The organism is Leucobacter sp. PH1c (assembly GCF_000633415.1).
Taxonomy (GTDB): domain Bacteria; phylum Actinomycetota; class Actinomycetes; order Actinomycetales; family Microbacteriaceae; genus Leucobacter.
This window is the reverse complement of record NZ_AYMV01000030.1, coordinates 73621-89848: the sequence shown is the minus strand read 5'-3', so window position 1 is coordinate 89848 and position 16228 is coordinate 73621. Positions and strand designations below refer to the sequence as shown.

At 70.7% G+C, this 16228-nt stretch carries 17 protein-coding genes; 11 read left to right on the top strand and 6 right to left on the bottom strand.

Annotated elements, in window-relative coordinates:
- Window positions 1-10: 10 nt before the first annotated feature.
- Window positions 11-142: an SDR family oxidoreductase gene (locus U874_RS15195; protein ID WP_081809999.1), complete on the top strand. Its 132-nt coding sequence runs from the start codon at window positions 11-13 to the stop codon at window positions 140-142.
- A gap of 15 nt (window positions 143-157) precedes the next feature.
- On the top strand, window positions 158-1069 hold the full coding sequence (locus U874_RS0110945; RefSeq protein ID WP_029988280.1) for an NAD(P)-dependent oxidoreductase: 912 nt from the start codon (window positions 158-160) through the stop codon (window positions 1067-1069).
- A gap of 80 nt (window positions 1070-1149) precedes the next feature.
- Here U874_RS0110945 and U874_RS0110940 read toward each other — a convergent pair whose 3' ends face one another.
- The gene (locus tag U874_RS0110940; protein WP_025134585.1) at window positions 1150-2076 is read right to left on the bottom strand and encodes an NAD(P)-dependent oxidoreductase; all 927 of its coding nucleotides are present in this window, start codon (window positions 2074-2076) and stop codon (window positions 1150-1152) included.
- A gap of 221 nt (window positions 2077-2297) precedes the next feature.
- Here U874_RS0110940 and U874_RS0110935 point away from each other — a divergent pair, with 221 nt between their 5' ends.
- The 6 genes from U874_RS0110935 to U874_RS14850 all read left to right on the top strand — a co-directional run bounded on the left by U874_RS0110935 (window position 2298) and on the right by U874_RS14850 (window position 7933).
- The gene (locus U874_RS0110935) at window positions 2298-4061 is read left to right on the top strand and encodes a dihydroxy-acid dehydratase (RefSeq protein ID WP_025134584.1); all 1764 of its coding nucleotides are present in this window, start codon (window positions 2298-2300) and stop codon (window positions 4059-4061) included.
- The gene (locus U874_RS0110930) at window positions 4048-4818 is read left to right on the top strand and encodes an amino acid ABC transporter ATP-binding protein (RefSeq protein WP_025134583.1); all 771 of its coding nucleotides are present in this window, start codon (window positions 4048-4050) and stop codon (window positions 4816-4818) included. Before U874_RS0110935 ends, U874_RS0110930 begins: the two co-directional genes overlap by 14 nt.
- Window positions 4818-5465 (top strand): amino acid ABC transporter permease, encoded by a 648-nt coding sequence (locus tag U874_RS0110925; RefSeq protein ID WP_025134582.1) that lies wholly within the window; start codon window positions 4818-4820, stop codon window positions 5463-5465. Before U874_RS0110930 ends, U874_RS0110925 begins: the two co-directional genes overlap by 1 nt.
- Window positions 5465-6211, top strand: a complete 747-nt coding sequence (locus U874_RS0110920) for an amino acid ABC transporter permease (RefSeq protein WP_025134581.1) — start codon at window positions 5465-5467, stop codon at window positions 6209-6211. Before U874_RS0110925 ends, U874_RS0110920 begins: the two co-directional genes overlap by 1 nt.
- Before the next feature lie 214 nt (window positions 6212-6425).
- On the top strand, window positions 6426-7172 hold the full coding sequence (locus U874_RS0110915) for an ABC transporter substrate-binding protein (RefSeq protein WP_025134580.1): 747 nt from the start codon (window positions 6426-6428) through the stop codon (window positions 7170-7172).
- 77 nt (window positions 7173-7249) lie between these two features.
- On the top strand, window positions 7250-7933 hold the full coding sequence (locus U874_RS14850; protein WP_081809996.1) for a GntR family transcriptional regulator: 684 nt from the start codon (window positions 7250-7252) through the stop codon (window positions 7931-7933).
- On the opposite strand, the gene U874_RS0110905 is transcribed toward U874_RS14850, so the two are convergent.
- Window positions 7927-8511 (bottom strand): TetR/AcrR family transcriptional regulator, encoded by a 585-nt coding sequence (locus U874_RS0110905; protein WP_025134578.1) that lies wholly within the window; start codon window positions 8509-8511, stop codon window positions 7927-7929. The genes U874_RS14850 and U874_RS0110905 overlap by 7 nt on opposite strands.
- Before the next feature lie 66 nt (window positions 8512-8577).
- Here U874_RS0110905 and U874_RS0110900 point away from each other — a divergent pair, with 66 nt between their 5' ends.
- Window positions 8578-9417 (top strand): siderophore-interacting protein, encoded by an 840-nt coding sequence (locus tag U874_RS0110900; protein WP_081809995.1) that lies wholly within the window; start codon window positions 8578-8580, stop codon window positions 9415-9417.
- Here U874_RS0110900 and ribB read toward each other — a convergent pair.
- Complete coding sequence (ribB, locus tag U874_RS0110895; protein WP_232755914.1) at window positions 9405-10157, bottom strand: 3,4-dihydroxy-2-butanone-4-phosphate synthase; 753 nt, start codon at window positions 10155-10157, stop codon at window positions 9405-9407. The two genes, U874_RS0110900 and ribB, sit on opposite strands and share 13 nt — an antisense overlap.
- Before the next feature lie 119 nt (window positions 10158-10276).
- Between ribB and U874_RS0110890 the strand changes: the two genes are divergently transcribed.
- Window positions 10277-11488 (top strand): MFS transporter, encoded by a 1212-nt coding sequence (locus U874_RS0110890; protein WP_036058118.1) that lies wholly within the window; start codon window positions 10277-10279, stop codon window positions 11486-11488.
- A gap of 22 nt (window positions 11489-11510) precedes the next feature.
- Here the strand turns inward: U874_RS0110890 and U874_RS0110885 are convergent, their stop codons facing one another.
- The gene (locus U874_RS0110885) at window positions 11511-12146 is read right to left on the bottom strand and encodes a response regulator transcription factor (RefSeq protein WP_029988272.1); all 636 of its coding nucleotides are present in this window, start codon (window positions 12144-12146) and stop codon (window positions 11511-11513) included.
- Between the two features lie 20 nt (window positions 12147-12166).
- Window positions 12167-13501: a sensor histidine kinase gene (locus U874_RS14845; RefSeq protein WP_081809993.1), complete on the bottom strand. Its 1335-nt coding sequence runs from the start codon at window positions 13499-13501 to the stop codon at window positions 12167-12169.
- A gap of 219 nt (window positions 13502-13720) precedes the next feature.
- On the opposite strand from U874_RS14845, the gene U874_RS0110875 reads away from it, so the two are divergent.
- Window positions 13721-14194 carry a hypothetical protein gene (locus U874_RS0110875; RefSeq protein WP_025134572.1) on the top strand — a complete coding sequence of 158 codons (474 nt, stop codon included), beginning with the start codon at window positions 13721-13723 and terminating at the stop codon, window positions 14192-14194.
- 105 nt (window positions 14195-14299) lie between these two features.
- Here the strand turns inward: U874_RS0110875 and U874_RS0110870 are convergent, their stop codons facing one another.
- The gene (locus U874_RS0110870; protein ID WP_025134571.1) at window positions 14300-16141 is read right to left on the bottom strand and encodes an Ig-like domain repeat protein; all 1842 of its coding nucleotides are present in this window, start codon (window positions 16139-16141) and stop codon (window positions 14300-14302) included.
- Window positions 16142-16228 lie beyond the last annotated feature (87 nt).

Sequence of the window (16228 nt, the reverse complement as noted above, 5' to 3'; positions counted from 1 at the left end):
CCGCGATCACGTGATCGCGGAGAGTCCGCTCGGTCGCTCCGGCACTCCGGAGGACATTGCCGAAGCCTGCCTCGCGCTCATCGATTCCGCCTACGTCACCGGCGCGATCTTGCCGGTGGACGGCGGGCAACGCCTCGTCTGATTCGAAGGAACGACTATGCCCAATTCGAGCGCACCCGAGCCGCGGCGCATCGGCTTCATCGGTCTCGGCGCGATGGGTGCCCCCATGGCTCACCGCCTCGTCGATGCCGGCTACGACGTCACGGTGTGGAACCGCTCCCCCGAGCGCACGCGCCCCCTCACCGATCGCGGCGCCAAGCTCGCGAGCTCTCCGGCGGAGCTCGCGGCGAAGAATGACCTCGTGCTGAGCTGCCTGCTCGATACCGCGGTGATCCGCGAGGTCCACACCGGGCCGGACGGTACCTTCTCCGGCTCCCGGCCCGGGCAGGTGATCGTCGAGCACGGCACGTTCTCTCCGGAGGCCGCGCGAGAACTCTCCGCCGCCGCCGAAGCGCGCGGACTGTCGTTCGTGGACGCTCCCGTGAGTGGCGGTGCGGTCGCCGCTGCGGCCGGCGCCCTCGTCGTGATGGCCGGAGGCCCGTCGGCGGCGGAGGCCTCACTCCGCGCGGTCGCTTCCGCCTACGCTGCTGTCGTCGAGTGGCTCGGCCCAGCAGGGAGCGGGCTTGCGCTCAAACTCATCAATCAGATGCTGGTGAGCACGCACGTCGCGGCGGCGAGCGAGGCAGCGCGACTCATCCAGGAGCTGGGCATTGAGGGCGGAGCTGCCACCCGGGCCCTCACCGGCGGTTGGGCCGGGAGCGCCATGCTCGCACGATGCCTTCCGCTCGCGCTCGACGCGTCCGGCGCCGCACTTCAGGAGCCATCCGACGCAACGATCGGTGGGCTCGCGGAGGCGCAGCAGCTCGTGCACGGCATCGGCACGATGCGCAACGTCGGCCTCCCGGTGTTCGCCGCCGCAGCCGCCCGCTTCACCGAGGCGCGGGCGCGGGGCTGGGGATCACGAGACCTCGCAGCTCTGGTGGAACTCGAGCGGGCAACGCGCGGCTGAGCGGCGCGGACCACACCGCGTGGTACCGGCTCCCGCGCGCCAGCTGGGGATCACGCTCAGCAGGTCCGGGCCGCGCTGTCTCAGTAGCCCGCAGCGGCGTCGACCAGTCCAACGAGCGGAGCACCACTCCTGAGCGCCGCGACGTTTTCCGCGGCGCGGGCCGCGAGCAGCGGTTGAATCATCTCGAGCGTGTCTGCCGAGTGCGGTGTGATGAGGGCGCGGGGCTCGCTCCAGAGAGGATGCCCCGCGGGCAGTGGTTCGGGATCGGTCACATCGAGCGCGGCGCCGGCGAGATGCCCCGACCGGAGCGCGGCCACCAGCGCATCGGTATCAATGAGCGCTCCACGCGCAATATTGACGAGCACCGCCCGTTCAGGGAGCGCGGCAAGAGCGGTCGCGTCGAGCAGCTGCCGCGTCCCTGAGGTGAGGGCTGCGGCGAGCACGAGCACGTCCGTGTCAGGCAGAATGCGCCCGAGCTCGGCCGTGGTGACCGTGCGCGCGGCACCGCGCATGGGCTCGGCCTGGCGCCGCACAACAGTCACCTCAGTGTGGAAGCAGCCCATCAGCCGAACAATCTCCTGCGCGACTCCGCCCGCGCCGAGCACGGTCACCCGGAGCCCGTGAAGCGACGTGCCCGCCGCAGGACCCCAGGCCCGAGCACGCGCGCGTCTCGGCAGCTCACGGAGCAGCGCAAGCGTGAGCGCCAGAGCATGCTCAGCGACCGGGAGGGCGTACGCACCCTTTGCGCTCGTCCAGTCGCACTGCGGGTGAGCGGCAAGCGAATCGGCGAAGAGCTCGATGCCCGCGCTCGGCAGCTGCACCCACCGCACGTTGGAGTGGGCGTCGAGCGCGGCACGAAGCGCCTCCGGCCGACCACCGAAGGCGACCACGACTCCATCGGCTTCCGCAGGGTCTGCAACACAGCGCGCCCCGGCGGCTTCGAGCTCGGCCACCAGGCCGTCGTAGGCCTCACCAATGATGGCGATGCGGAGAGCGTCGTCGCTCATGAGAAATCTCCTCAGTGCGTTCGGAGTACGAAGCGCCGCGTGCCGACTCGGCGCGAAGCGCGGCGGTTCCCGAGCAGGCTCACCGAGCAGGCTCGCCGCCCAGGCCCAGCGTAGGGAGCCAAGTCATATATCACAAATATATCTGCCATATGCGTAAAGAGATTTTTTTGTTGGTAGGTTCCTATATGTCCGACAGAGCAGTCGGTGATCGAAGGAGATCCATGTCACAGCGAGGCATTGCCGGGTCCGGCGGAGCACTCTTCAGCGACCCCGGCCAGGACGGTCTCATGCACCGAGCGTTCCTGAGGGGCGGCGGGGCCTCGGCGGAGGAAGTGCGCCGCACCCCCGTGATTGGGATCGCGAACAGCGCCTCAGACCTCAACCCGTGCAACGCGGGCCTTCGCCGCCTCGTACAGGAGGTGAAGCGCGGCGTGCGCGAAGCCGGCGGGCTCCCCCTCGAGTTCCCCACGATCTCCATCTCCGAGCCTTTCACCCGGCCGACGAGCCTCTACCTCCGCAATCTCATGTCAATGGATGTCGAAGAGATGATCTCGGTCTCTCCGATCGACGGGGTCGTGCTGCTCGGCGGCTGCGACAAGACCGTGCCCGCCCAGCTCATGGGCGCGGTGAGCGCCGGCAAGCCAGCGGTGATGGTGGTCGCCGGTCCGCGGCCGGTATCGTGCCATCGCGGCAACTCGTCGATCACCGTGGATGACGCCTGGCCGTTCTGCGACCGCCGCCGCGTCGGTGAGATCGACGACGCTGAGTGGCTCGAGTTCGAGGGGAACCTCAACGCCGACGTGGGAACCTGCAACGTGCTCGGAACCGCGAGCACGATGGCGGCAATCGCGGAGGTGCTCGGTTTCGCGCTTCCCGGAAGCGCCTTCGCGGAGTCCACGAGCCTCGAACGGCGGGAGATCGCCTACCGCACGGGCATCGCCGCCGTCGCCGCGGTGGAGCGCGACGTCTCGCCGCGTGAGCTTGTCACGCCGGGCTCGCTCGAGAACGCGTTCCGGGCGGTGACCGCACTCGGCGGGTCCACGAACTCCGTCATCCATCTCGAGGCAATCGCCGGGCGGGCTGGGCACCGGATCGGGATCGATCGCTTCGAGGAGTGGTCGCGCACCACGCCGTATCTGGCCAATGTGCGCCCCGGCGGCGCACACACTCTCCCGGAGCTTGAGGCTGCAGGCGGAGTGCCTGCGACCCTCGGCCGCTTTCCCGAGCTGCTCCACCTCACGGAGCGAACGGCGCTCGGAACGAGCTGGCAGACCGAGCTCGCCGGGCGCCCCGCTCCCCCGGAGGACATTCTCGCGAGCGCGGCCGCCCCACGTGCTCCGCGCGGCGCCCTCCGCATGCTCCGCGGCAATCTCGCGCCCGGCGGCGCGGTGCTCAAGGCTGCCGGAGTCGGCGATCCCGGATTGTTTACTCACCGCGGTCGCGTCGTCGTCTTCGATGGCCTCGACGATCTCAACGCCCGCATCGACGATCCGGATCTGAACGTTGACGCCCAGAGCATTCTCGTGCTCCGGGGGCTCGGGCCGGTCGGCGCACCAGGTATGCCCGAGGTTGGACACATCCCCATCCCTGCCAAACTGCACCGGCAGGGCGTCACCGAGATGGTTCGCATCTCGGATGCGAGGATGAGCGGCACTTCGACGGGCATTGTCGCGCTCCACGTCTCACCCGAGGCGGCGGTCGGCGGCCCACTCGCCTACCTGCGCGACGGCGACGAGGTGTTCCTCGATGCTGAGTCCGGCAGGCTGGAGCACTGCGTCGATCCGGAGGAGTTCGCCGCCCGGACACCGTTTCGCCCCGCCACGGCCCCTCTCCGCGGCTTCGCCCGGCTTCACCACGCGCACGTGCTCCAGGCAGAGGACGGCTGCGACTTCGATTTTCTCCGTGACCCCTCGATCCCCGGCGCACCGAGCGCCGAGGAACCGTCCGCCCACTTCCAGGAAGCGACCCGAAATGTCTCCGAGTAACCCCCCGACCGCGCTCTCTGCGCGCGACATCCGAAAAAGCTACGGCGAGAAGGAGATCCTGCGCGGCATCAGTGTCGATGTGCGCAAAGGTGAGCACATCGCCATCATTGGCCCGAGCGGTTCTGGGAAGAGCACGTTCATCCGATGCCTGAATGCGCTGGAGGTGCCAGACGCGGGCACGATCGATCTCCAGGGCGAGCGCGTCTTCGATGCGGAACGTCGGGTTCCCGTCGCCTCCGTTCGCGCGCTCCGCAAACGCGTGGGCATGGTGTTCCAGTCATTCAATCTCTTCGCCACGCACACGGCGCTCGAGAATGTGAGCCTCGCACAGCGGCGCGTGCTGGGACGAGACCGGGCGAGCGCCGCGCAGCGATCCGCCGAGCTCCTCGAGCGCGTCGGCCTCGCAGAGCACATGCACAAGCGACCGAACCAGCTCTCGGGCGGCCAGCAGCAGCGCGTGGCGATCGCGCGCTCCCTCGCGCTTGATCCCGAGGTGATCCTATTCGACGAGCCCACGAGCGCGATCGACCCCGAGATGCGCGTCGAAGTCCTCAAGGTCATGAAGGAGCTCGCCGAAGGCGGCATGACGATGCTCATGGTCACCCACGAAATCCAGTTCGCGCAGGAAGCCGCGGATCGCGTGATGTTCATCGCCGACGGCGCGGTGCTCGGCCTCGGCACCCCCGATGAGATTCTCGTCGAGCCGGAGCACGAGCGCATCCGACGCTTCGTGAATGCTCTGAGCGGAGTGATGTGATGCTCGATCCCCGATATGTGCTCGAGGGATTCCTCGTCACACTCCAGATCTGGGGCGGAGCGCTCGCCCTCTCACTCGTGCTCGCCATCCCCGTCGCGGTTCTTCGCAGGTCGAGGAACCCCATCGCGAAGGGTCTCGGCGCACTCTGGGCCTGGATCGCACGGGGTATCCCGCCGATCGCGTGGCTCATCATCATCTACTTCGGACTGACGCTCGGCATCATCTCGGAAGTGCCGGTCCTCGCGGCTATCGTGGGGCTCGGCATCATCAACTCCGCCTACATCGGCGACAGCATCCGCGCCGGGCTCGACGCCGTCCCGACGGGACAGTGGGAAGGCGCTGCAGCTGTCGGCCTCAGCCGGTGGGATACGCTCACTCGCGTCGTGCTCCCGCAGGCGATTCCGGTGATGCTCGCCTCCGTCGCCGCCTACTCGATCACGCTGATCAAGAACACCGCGATCGCCTCGATCATCGGCGCGAACGAGATGGTGTTCTACGCGTACAACGCGGTGCAGGTCGGCGCTGATCCCGTACTCTCCTTCCTCGTGATCGGGGCGGTCTACCTCGCGGTCACGGTCCCGATCGGAATACTCGCGCGCCACCTCGGCACCCGCACCGCACGCGGCGCTCTGGGGGTGGCAGCCTAATGTCCGAGTTCTTCTCCCTCGTCGTGCAGCTCCTGCCCGGGCTCGGCACGAGTGTGGCTATGGCCGCGGCGAGCCTCGTCACGGGCATTCCCCTCGGGTTCCTTGCCGGACTCGCGCTCAACAGCCGCCGCCGCTGGCTCCGGATCATCACGATCGCGCTCGTGGAGACATTCCGAGGATTCCCGGCGCTCCTCACGCTGTATCTCGTCTATTTCGGTCTCGCAAGCGTCGTGACGCTCGACCGGTTCGCTGCGATTACCGTCGCGTTCGGTCTCACCACCGCCGCCTACACCGCCGAGATCTTCCGCGCCTCGATCGCGAGCGTGCCCAGGGGCCAGATCGAGGCGGCCCAGGCACTCGCGCTCTCCCCCGGTGACACGACACTGCGCATCGTTGTGCCGCACGTGCTGAACATCGCAGTGCCTCCGGTCATCGGTATCGCGATCATCACATTCCAGGGCACCGCGCTCGCCTACGCGATCGGCGGGAAAGAGCTTCTCGGGTCCGCCTACTCGATCGGCATGACGAACTTCCGCGTGCTCGAACCGCTCCTCGTGGCAGCGCTGCTCTACCTCGCCGTGACCTCGCTCCTCGCGTGGTGCGAGGTTCTCGCAGATCGGCGACTGCAGCGCATCACGGGAACCAGTACCCGTCGGCGCCCCGGCCGACGGCGCGGGCGCGGCCCCGGCAGCACCGAGATCGCCCCCAGCACCAGGGTCGTCAACATCACGGCCGCCCACTCGTAGCTCACCCTGTTCCTGCAATTCCCGCTCACCACACATACAGAGGAGTATTCCGATGAGCATGTACCCCGTACCCCAGTTCCGGCGTTCGCCCCGCACCGCAGCCACCCGCGCCGCAGCCGCGGGAGCCGCAGCGCTTCTGCTGCTCACCGCCTGTTCGAGTGGCGACGCTCCCGCTTCCGAAGCAGAAAGCTCGGTTGCCGAAGATTGCACGCCGTTGCATGAGTTCCCCACGATCGAATCGGGCGTGCTCACGGTCGCAGCCATGAATGCGGCGCCGAAGTTCCACGCGCTCTCCGACAGCGGCCCGTTCTCCGGCATCGATGCAATCCTCATCCCCGAGTTTGCCGCCGAGAACTGCCTCACGGTGAAGTTCAAGCCCATGACGGGCGCAGCAGCGCAGCTCGATCTGCGCGAGGGCAAGTCGGATATGTTCGGCGGGCTCATCCTGAAGACGCCCGAGCGCGCCGAGGTATTCGCCCAGGCCGAGGGAAGCATCCTCTATGAGACGCTTGGTTTCACCTCCGCGAAGGACGACGCTTACGACACCGTCGACTCACTCCAGGGAAAGCGCATCGGCACGCTCTCGGGCTCGTACTACGTCGCCCCGCTGCAGGCCGCCTACGGTGCCGAGAACGTCGAGGAGTACCAGAGCGACTCGAATGCCTTCGAGGATCTCAAGGCCGGCCGCATCGACGCCGTCGCTTGGCAGAGCATTCAGGGCTTCAATTTCACCGACCGCGACAGCGACTACGTGACGAAGATCCTTGCCGACGAACCGGGGTACCCCGAGCTCACCGTGCTGCTCGAGAACAACTGGCCGCACACCAAGGGCAACACCGCGATGACCGCCGCGATCGATGACTACTACGAGCGCGCGAAGGCCGACGGCACGGTCGCCCGTGCCCTGGAGGAGAACAGCATCTCTGAGCTCGCTGCGGATCTCTACATCAACGGCCGCTGAGTCAGGGCCGGGTGCGCCGCGGGCTTTCCCGCCGCGCACCCGGCCGTTCCGCAACCGGTCCGCTAGGATCACGAAGGATGGACGCACACATGGATCAGGTGTCGACCGGCACGGGCGACGGCGCCGCGGAGCTCTCGGTCACGCAGCGCGTGCTCGCCGAGCTGCGCCAGGAGATCGTCACAGCCCAGCTCGCCCCGGGCAGCGTGATCCGCGAAGCCGACGTCGCCGCGCGCTTCCGCGTCTCAAAGACCCCCGTCCGTGAAGCCCTGCAACGCCTGCTCGCGGAGGACTTCGTCATGGTGTTCCCGCGTCGCGGCTACATGGTTCGCCCGGTTGGCATCACCGACATCCGCAACATCATGGACCTTCGGCTCTACATCGAACCGCCACTCTCGGCAATCGCGGCGAAGCGACGGCCCCCCGAGCTGATCGAACAGTTGAACGCCCTACTCGACGTGCAGGCGGACGAACAGGCCGCACCGAACGAACGACTGAAGGCGGCCCCCGAGTTCCACCGCCTCATCGCCGCGGTCGCACGCAATGACCGTGTGGATCGCCTGCTGCGCACGTACTTCGATGAGACGACGCGCATGCACTATCTCTTCCAGGAGGCGAGCGCCCACGTGCTCTCGGAGGATGAGCTCTCCGCGCACCGCGAAATCCTCGATGCGATCACAGCGGGCGAGCCGGAGCGCGCGTCTCAGGCCATGAGCGCGCACCTGATCGAGTCGAACGAAGCACTGCTCCGCTCCTTCTACTGAGCCGCCGCGCCCCGTAGGAAGCGCTCGGCCATCGCGCGGAGCGATGCCGGGTCCGCGGTCCATCCCTCGGCCAGGATGCGGAATACGAGTGGCCCGACGAGCTCGGCCGCGAGCGCCGCAGTGTCGGCGCTGCCCGTGAGTGCGCCGTGCGCGCGGGCGCGGTCGAGCACCTCCCGCGCGGCGTCGCCGAGCACGTCGGTGCCGCGCACGAGCTCGGCGACCGCGCGATCGTGCTGCGCCTCGCCGAGCAGGGCCCGGTAGGCGAGCCCCGCGTCCGAGTGGGTGAGGAACGCGGCCAGCGCCCCGAGGAAGGCCGTGACCTCCTCCTCCGCAGTCGCGCCGGGCGGCACCGTGAGCTCCCGAACCGCGTCGGCGGCACTCGCCTCGAGCAGGATCTCGGCCTTCGACGACCACCAGCGGTAGACCGTCTGGCGGCCGACGCCTGCGCGCTCGGCGATGCCCTTCATGGTCATCGCGGCGTAGCCCTCGGCGACGAGCATGTCGTCGACGGCGCGGAGCACCGCGAGGCGGGCGTCCTCGCTGCGGGGGCGGCCGAGGGGGCGCGTGCGTTCGGTCATGAGGCGAGCGTACCACTTTCGAGGCTTGCTGTCCCGGAAGTCTCGTGACTACGATTACGGGACATCATGACTCGGAAAGATGGGAGCGTCATGACCGATTTCCTCAGCACCCCGACGACCAGCACCCCGGCCGCGAGCGAGCAGCCCGTGAGCGCCCCGGCGGCGAGCGCGGCGCCCGGCGCCCGGGCAGCACGGCAACCACGCCGGCCTGCGGTCGCGCGCGACGTCGTGGTGACTGCCCGCGAGCAGCTCACCGAGCACATGCTGCGCCTACACCTCGGCGGCGATGACCTCACGCCCGCAGTGCACGACTCCCCCGGATCCTGGGTGAAGCTCTTCGCTCCGCTCGGCGACGGCTCCGAGCACGGGCGCGCCTACACGGTGCGCGGCTTCGATCCACTCCGCGACGAGATCACGATCGACGTGTTCCTGCACGCGGGCGGCACGATGCCGCACTGGGCGAGCGAGTGCCGGATCGGGTCGGGCGCGCGGATCGCCGGGCCGCGCGCGAGCGGAGTGGCCGGCCGCCGCGCGGAGGCTCTCGCCCTGTTCGCGGACGAGACCGCGCTACCCGCCGTCGCCGCGGTCCTGGAGCGCGAGAGCCACAGCAGGCATGGCCGCCCGGTGCGGGCGGCCATCGAGCTCGGCGATGCGCGGGATCGGCAGGAGCTCGAGGCCCCCACGCACGCGGAGCTCGTGTGGCTCGTGCGCGCCCCGGACGAGGCGCCCGGCACGCGACTCGCGGCGGCCGCGCACCTCATGGACCTCCTCCCGGGCACCGCAGCCTGGTTCGCGGCCGAGGCCTCGGCCGCGAAGGAAGCCCGGCGCGCGCTCCGCGCTCGCGAGGTCTCGGCACTCCACGCACAGGGCTACTGGCGCGCCGGCGTCGGCGACTATCGGGACTGAGCGGCCTGGGCGGGCTGGGCGGCCTGTGCGGCCCGTGCTGCCCGGGCCGCCTCCGCCGCCCGCGCGATCTCCGGGACCGTCGTGAGCGCCATGCCCGCGAAGGTGAGGCGCCCGATCACGTCGCCCAGGCGCAGCATCTCCCCCGCATCGTCGACGAGCTCGGCGAGCACCCCGACGGCGCCGAGGCCCGCAAGCTCCAGCAGGTCGACGGCGGCCTCCGTGTGCCCGCCCCGCCCGGCCGTGCCCCGGGGGTGCGCGCGCAGCGGGAGCACGTGGCCCGGTCGGATCAGGTCCCGCGGCCCGGCGCCAGGATCCGCGAGCACACCGACCGTGCGGGCCCGATCCGTCGCCGAGATCCCGGTCGACCCCACCGTGCGCGCATCCACCGTTACCGTATACGCGGTACCACGGGGATCCTCGTTGCGCTCGACCATGGGCGGCAGGTCAAGCGCGTCCGCCCGGGCCGCGGTCATCGGGGCGCAGAGGAGCCCCGAGGTGTAGCGCACCATCCAGCCGATAGTCGCCGGAGTCGCGAGCTCGGCCGCGACGATGGCGTCGACCTCATTCTCGCGCGCGGCCTCATCGGCTACGAGCACCACCTCGCCCGCGGCGAAGCGCGCGAGCACCTCGGCGATCGGCGTCAGCGCGTCGGCCACCGCCCCGCCAACAGTCGCACCGCTCGAACCCGCGGCCGCCACGCGCTCGGCGCCCGCCACTCCCGCATCCATCACCTGGGTCACGTCACACACTCCCTCACTATCGAGACACCTTGCCTCGCTGGCCACCTTATCAAGACACGGTGCCCCGCAATGTGCTACGTTCATTTCGAGACACCATGCACCGATATAGGGGAGATCCCATGACCACCACTCCGATCCCGACACCCGCAGCGCGCGGCCGCGCGGCCCGGGCCACGATCGCGACCGCGTTCGCCTTCACCGTCACCATGCTGGGCACCACGATCCCCACGCCGCTCTACACCCTCTACGCGGAGCAGCTCCGCTTCACCCCGCTCGTGGTCACCGTGCTCTTCGCGGTGTACGCCGCGGGTGTCGTCGCCGCGCTCCTGCTCTTCGGGCGCCTCTCCGACCAGATCGGGCGCCGCCCCGTGCTCCTCGCCGCGGTGGCACTCGCCTTGGTGAGCGCGATCCTGTTCCTCCTCCCGTCCTCGCTCCCCCTCCTCATCACCGCCCGGATCGTGTCCGGGCTCGGCGCCGGGCTCATGAGCGGCGCGGGCACGGCCGCCGTGATGGACCTATTCCCGCCGGAGCGCCGCGGCGCGGCTGGCTCCCTCGCGGTCATCGCGAACACGGGCGGCCTCGCCCTCGGCACGCTCGGCGCGGGGCTGATCGCCGAGCTCGCCGCAGAGCCCCTCGTCACCCCGTTCGCCGCGCACCTCGCGCTCTGCGCGCTCGCCTGCACGCTGCTCCTCGCCTGGACCCCGGCACACGTGATCACCGCGCGGCCTTCGCTGCGCCCGCAGCGGCTCCGGGTTCCCGCCGACATCCGCGGCGACTTCGTGCGCGCGGTGCTCGCCGCGGGAACGGGCTTCGCGGTGACCGGCGTCCTCACCGCGGTCTCGGCACTCTTCCTCGCGCGCGAGCTCGGGATCGAGAACCACGCACTCGCCGGGCTCGTCGTCTTCCTCGCATTCGCGGGCATGGCCGCCGGGCAGCTGATCGCGGCGCGAATCCGCCCCCGCACCGCGCTCCCGCTCGGCTGCGCGGGGCTCGCGATCGCCGCGGGGATCCTCGCAGTCGCCCTCGCGGGATCGGCACTCGCTCCGCTCCTCATCGCGGCGGCGGTCCTCGGCGTCTCGGGCGGCCTCTGCATGAACGCCGGGCTCGCCACCACCGTCGGCCAGGTCGCGCCCGCGCACCGGGGAGAGGTGTCGTCCTCGTTCTTCGCCGGGCTCTACCTCATGCTCGCGGTGCCCGCGATCGGTGTCGGCGTGCTCGCGAACGCGATCGGCCTGCGCCCGGCCGGGCTGATCTTCGCGGCGGCGGTCGCGCTGCTCGCACTCGCGGTGGGAGCGGCCGCGCTGCAGCGTTCCCGGCGCCTCGGGGCCTAGCGGCGGGACATCGAGGCGGGGCTCAGATCCAGCCCTGCTGCCAGGCCAGCTCGGCCGCGTCGTGCCGGTTCACGGCGCCGAGCTTCGTGATCGCGGCGGACAGGTAGTTGCGCACGGTGCCGGCCGAGAGGAACAGCTCCTCAGCGATCTCCTGCACGCTCGACGTGGTGCGCGTCGCCCGCAGCACGTCGAGCTCGCGGTCCGTCAGCGGGCATCGCTCGGCGGTGAGCGCGGCCGCGGCGATCTCGGGGTCGATGTAGCGCTTCCCGGACGCGACGTCGCGGATCACGTCGGCGAGCTCCCCGGCGGGAGTCGACTTCGGCACGAAACCCGCGACGTGCGCGGCGAGGGCGCGGCGCAGCACTCCGGGCCGCGCGTGCCGCGTCACGATGATCGCGCGGGCCCCGGGTAGGCCCGCGAGGATCCGCTCGGCGGCCTCGATCCCGTCAGCGCGCGGCATCTCGAGGTCCAGGAGACAGACGTCCGGGCGCAGCCGCAGGGCGAGCTCCACCGCAGCCTCACCGTCGTCGGCGCCGCCGACCACTTCGATGTCCGTCTCGAGCCCGAGCAGGGCCTCGAGCGCTCCGCGGATCAGCTGCTCGTCGTCCGCGATGAGGAGTCGGATCGGCGCCGCCCCCTCGTGCGCTGCGGTAGTCATCCGGTCCTGTCCTTCGCTCATCACTGCACCCCTCGCCCCTGCGCTACGCTCGTCAGATCCGCGGTCGCCTGCGCGGAGCCGGGCACCCAGGCCGTAAGGACGAACTGCTGCCCGGCTGCGCGTTCCGCACCGGTTCCAGCGCGGCTCGCCGCACCCACCCCGGCCTCCAGCGTGCCCCCGATCGCCGCGAGCCGCTCCCGCAGCCCGGCGAGCCCGGTGCCGCTGGTTCCGCCGGTGCCGTCTGTACCGTCTGTGCCACCCGCGCCACCCGCGCCACCGGCGGAACCGGCGCCCGCGACTCCGTCGTTCGTCACCGTGAGCGCGAAGCCCCCGCGCGCGGGGGCGAGCTCGATCTCCGCCGTGCGGGCGTCGCTGTGCCGCAGGATGTTCGTCGTCGCCTCGCGCACCACGAAGGCGAGCGCGCGCTGCGCCTCACGCCCCTCGGGGATCCCGCGTACCCGGAGCGCGCACTCCGCGCCCGCGAGGGTGAGCACCTCCCCCGCGTTCTCGAGCTCCTCGCCGAGGCCCACCTCGCGCAGGCCCGCGACGAGCGCCCGGGTCTCCTCCATCGCCTCCTTCGCGATGACGCGGATCTCGCCCACCTGCTGCGCCGCCTGCTCAGGCGCCGCGTCGAGGGTGCGTTCCGCGAGCTCGGCCTTGAGCGCGATCACCTGCAGGTGATGCCCCTGAATGTCGTGCAGGTCGGAGGCGAAGCGCAGGCGCTCCTGGGCCACCGCGAGCTCCGCCGCGAGGCGGCGGGAGGCGTCGAGCCTCCGCACGATCTGCCAGATCCACAGGCTCATGTACAGCATGAACGGCAGCATGGCGCCGTAGCTGATCACGAGCCAGCGCTGCACCCCCTCCGCGGGCGAGAACGCGGGCGAGCCCGCACGATCGTGCAGCAGGATGGGCACCAGCGTCAGCGCGAGGAGCCCGATCAGCGCCGCCCACCGGGCCGGGCGGCGCATGAAGCAGGTGTACACCGTGCCCGAGAACCAGAGCTGCACGGCCGCGAACATCGTGATCTCGGGAAGCGCGAAGGCGATCCCCCACGAGGCGAAGGCGGGCACGGCGAGCGCGATCGTCCAGCCGAGCGGCGGCGCGTGCTCCTCGGCGGCGTCGCGCATGAACCAGCAGAACCGGATCCGCGTGGCCGACGCGGCGAGGCTCGTCACAACGAACGCGAAGAGGATCCCGCGCTCCGGGCCCGAGTCGCTGGCGCCGAGCCGGGCGAGGGCGTCGCCCACGACGCAGAGATCGATCACGACGAACAGGAACACGATCGATCCGAGCGTGTAGTTCCAGGTCGCGGTCACCCCAGCTGCGGGGTTCGGAGAGGTCGTCTGATCAGGCACGCATCCAGCCTAGGGTGCCACAGCCCTGGCCGAGCCGCGCGGCGGGCAGGGCATGACACTTGTCATGGCCGGGCCGTGCGCGGTGCCACACGATCGGGTGACGTGTCGGCACTACGCCGGAGTCCGGGATCCCGGAACGATGGAATTACCGCCGGCCGCACCGCAGCCGGACCGGGATCCCGATCCCGCAGCACCCCAGACCGCCCGAGAAAGGCAGCCATGATCACCACGCTCCAGGACTTCACCGCTTCGCTCCCCGAGGTGCTCCAGTGGCTCGGGGTGATGCTCGTCTCGGCGATCCCCTTCGTGGAGTCGTACTTCGGATCGGCGATCGGCGTGATCATCGGGCTGAACCCGATCGTTGCGGTCGCCGTGGCGGTGCTCGGCAACATCATCTCGATGCTCGTGTGCGTGCTGACCGCCCACGGGGTGCGCACGCAGGCGACGAAGGGGAAGGCCGATCGCCCGCTCAGCCCGCGCCGGGCGAAGCTGAAGGAGCGCTTCGACCAGTTCGGCGTTCCTGGGGTGAGCCTGCTCGGCCAGCTCATCCTCCCGAGCCAGATCACCTCGGCCGCGATGGTGTCGTTCGGCGCTTCAAAGAACCAGGTGATCGTCTGGCAGATCATCTCGATCATCATCTGGGGCGCGGTGTTCGGCGTGCTGGCCGCGCTCGGCGTGGCGGTGCTGAGCTAGCAAGGAAAAGGCCCCGGGTGGGGGCACCCGGGGCCGGAGCCCGCGCGCCGGGAGGGGATTCCCGGGCCGCGGCTGGGGCGCCGGAGACCGGCGCCCCAGGGGGTCTTAGCGGCGGCGCAGGCGCGCCACCGTCAGCGCGGCGCCGGCGCCGAGCAGCAGCGCCGCCCCGCCGAGGAGCACGCCCGCCTGGGCCTCGCCACCGGTCTGCGCGAGGGTCCCTGCGGGGGCCGGCTTCGCGGGCGTCGTGCCCGAGGGCCGCGTGCCGCCATCGGTGCCGCCGTCGGTGCCACCGTCGGTGCCGCCGTCCGTGCCGCCGTCGGTACCGCCGTCAGTACCGCCATCAGGGGTCTTGTCGGCGGTGATCTTCGCCGTCACCGTCGCCGAGCTGCGCAGCAGACCGGGGGCGTCCGGAACGAAGCGGAGCTCCACCTCGTGGGTGCCGACGGGGAGCCCCGCAAGCGTGCCGCGCCCCACGCCCTCGACCACGGCGAAGGGCTCGCCGAGCGGCTCGTCGCCGACGAAGACCTGCACGGTGCCGCTCGGGGTGGCGTTCTCGGTGGGCATCATGAGCGAGAGGGCAGCCGCGTCGCCCCCGGAGCGGGTCAGCACGGCGCTGTCGTCCTCGCCGCTGTCCTCACCCTGGTTTTCGCCTTCGCCGTCGGTCTCGGTGTCGTCGAGCCCCACCGTCACGTCGACCGCAGCCGGGTGCGCCGGGGTACCCTGCACCACGTCGGCCCCGGGCGTGAGCACCGTGCCGACCGCGCTGGCGAACAGCTCGATCGGGGCGATCTCGGCGGTGCCGAAGCCGGGAGCGGGCGTGTACTCCGCCGTGATGACGTGCGCGCCCGGGGTGATCCCGCCGAGCGTCACGTCGAAGCGCGCGATCCCGTCGCCGGGGGTTGCGTCGCGATCATCCGCCGAGGTCTCGGCGTACACCGACTGCCCGTCGATGAAGATCTCGATCCCGCCGCGGGGGTCGACCTGCGAACCGAGGCCCCCGGCGCGCACCTCGAGGCTCGCGACAACACCGTCGATCGCGCGGATGCGCGGCGACGACAGGCTGAGCAGGGCCGAGGTGCCGAGCGGCTCGATGGTCACCGGCGATGCGGCCGAGACCGAGGTCGCCCAGTTCCCTGCGGCGTCGCCCGTGAAGGCGACCGTCAGCTCGGTCGTGCCCCACGGCACCTGCGCGCCGGAGAACGTCACGGTGCCCGCACCCAGAGCGGTTGCCGTGACATCGGCGCTCTGGATCGGCGAGCCGTCGGCGAGCAGCGTCGCAACACCGCTCATATCGGGGAGGCCGAGCTTCGACGGGGTCACGGTGGCCGAGACATCGACGGCGGAGAAGGCGGTGAGCGTGCTCGGTGCGGAGGTGATCGTGGTCGTGGTCGGGGCCTGCGCCACCGTGAACGAGACCGCCTCGCTCTCCGACGGGGCGACCGCGGGGAAGTACTCGGTGGCGGGGGCACCTGGGAAACGCACGGAGAAGGTGTGCGTGCCGGCACCCGGCTGGCCCAGGTACGGCAGCAGGGGCACGAAGCGACCGGATCCGGTGTAGATGAGGATCGTCTCGCCCACGACGACATCGTCGATGAGGAATTGCACGGTCTTCCCCGTGAGGTCGGACGGGCCGTCGAGCCGCACCGTGGCGCTCGCGATCAGCGCGTCGCCGTAGACCGCGGGCGAGGTCAGGATCTGATGCGTCGTGGTCGAAGTGACCACGTTCTCCGGGGCATCGAGCGCCGCGGGCGCGGCGGGCGCCTCGAGCTGCGCGGGAAGCGGGGCGGCCACCGCGGGGCTGACGGCCGCGAAGCCGACGCAGCCGGCCGCGATCGACGCCGTCGCGACGAGCGCGAGCGGGCGGGTGAACCGGGAGCGGGCGCGGGACGTGGGCGCGGCGGCGTCGCCGGCACCTGCAGACGTGGACTTTCCTGAAACATGGATCATGTCCAAAGATTAGGTCGCCGGATCAGCGCCCACGCCGACTCCCCGCGCCAGGTGACGCGATCTGCACCTTTTCGTGCGCGCAATGGC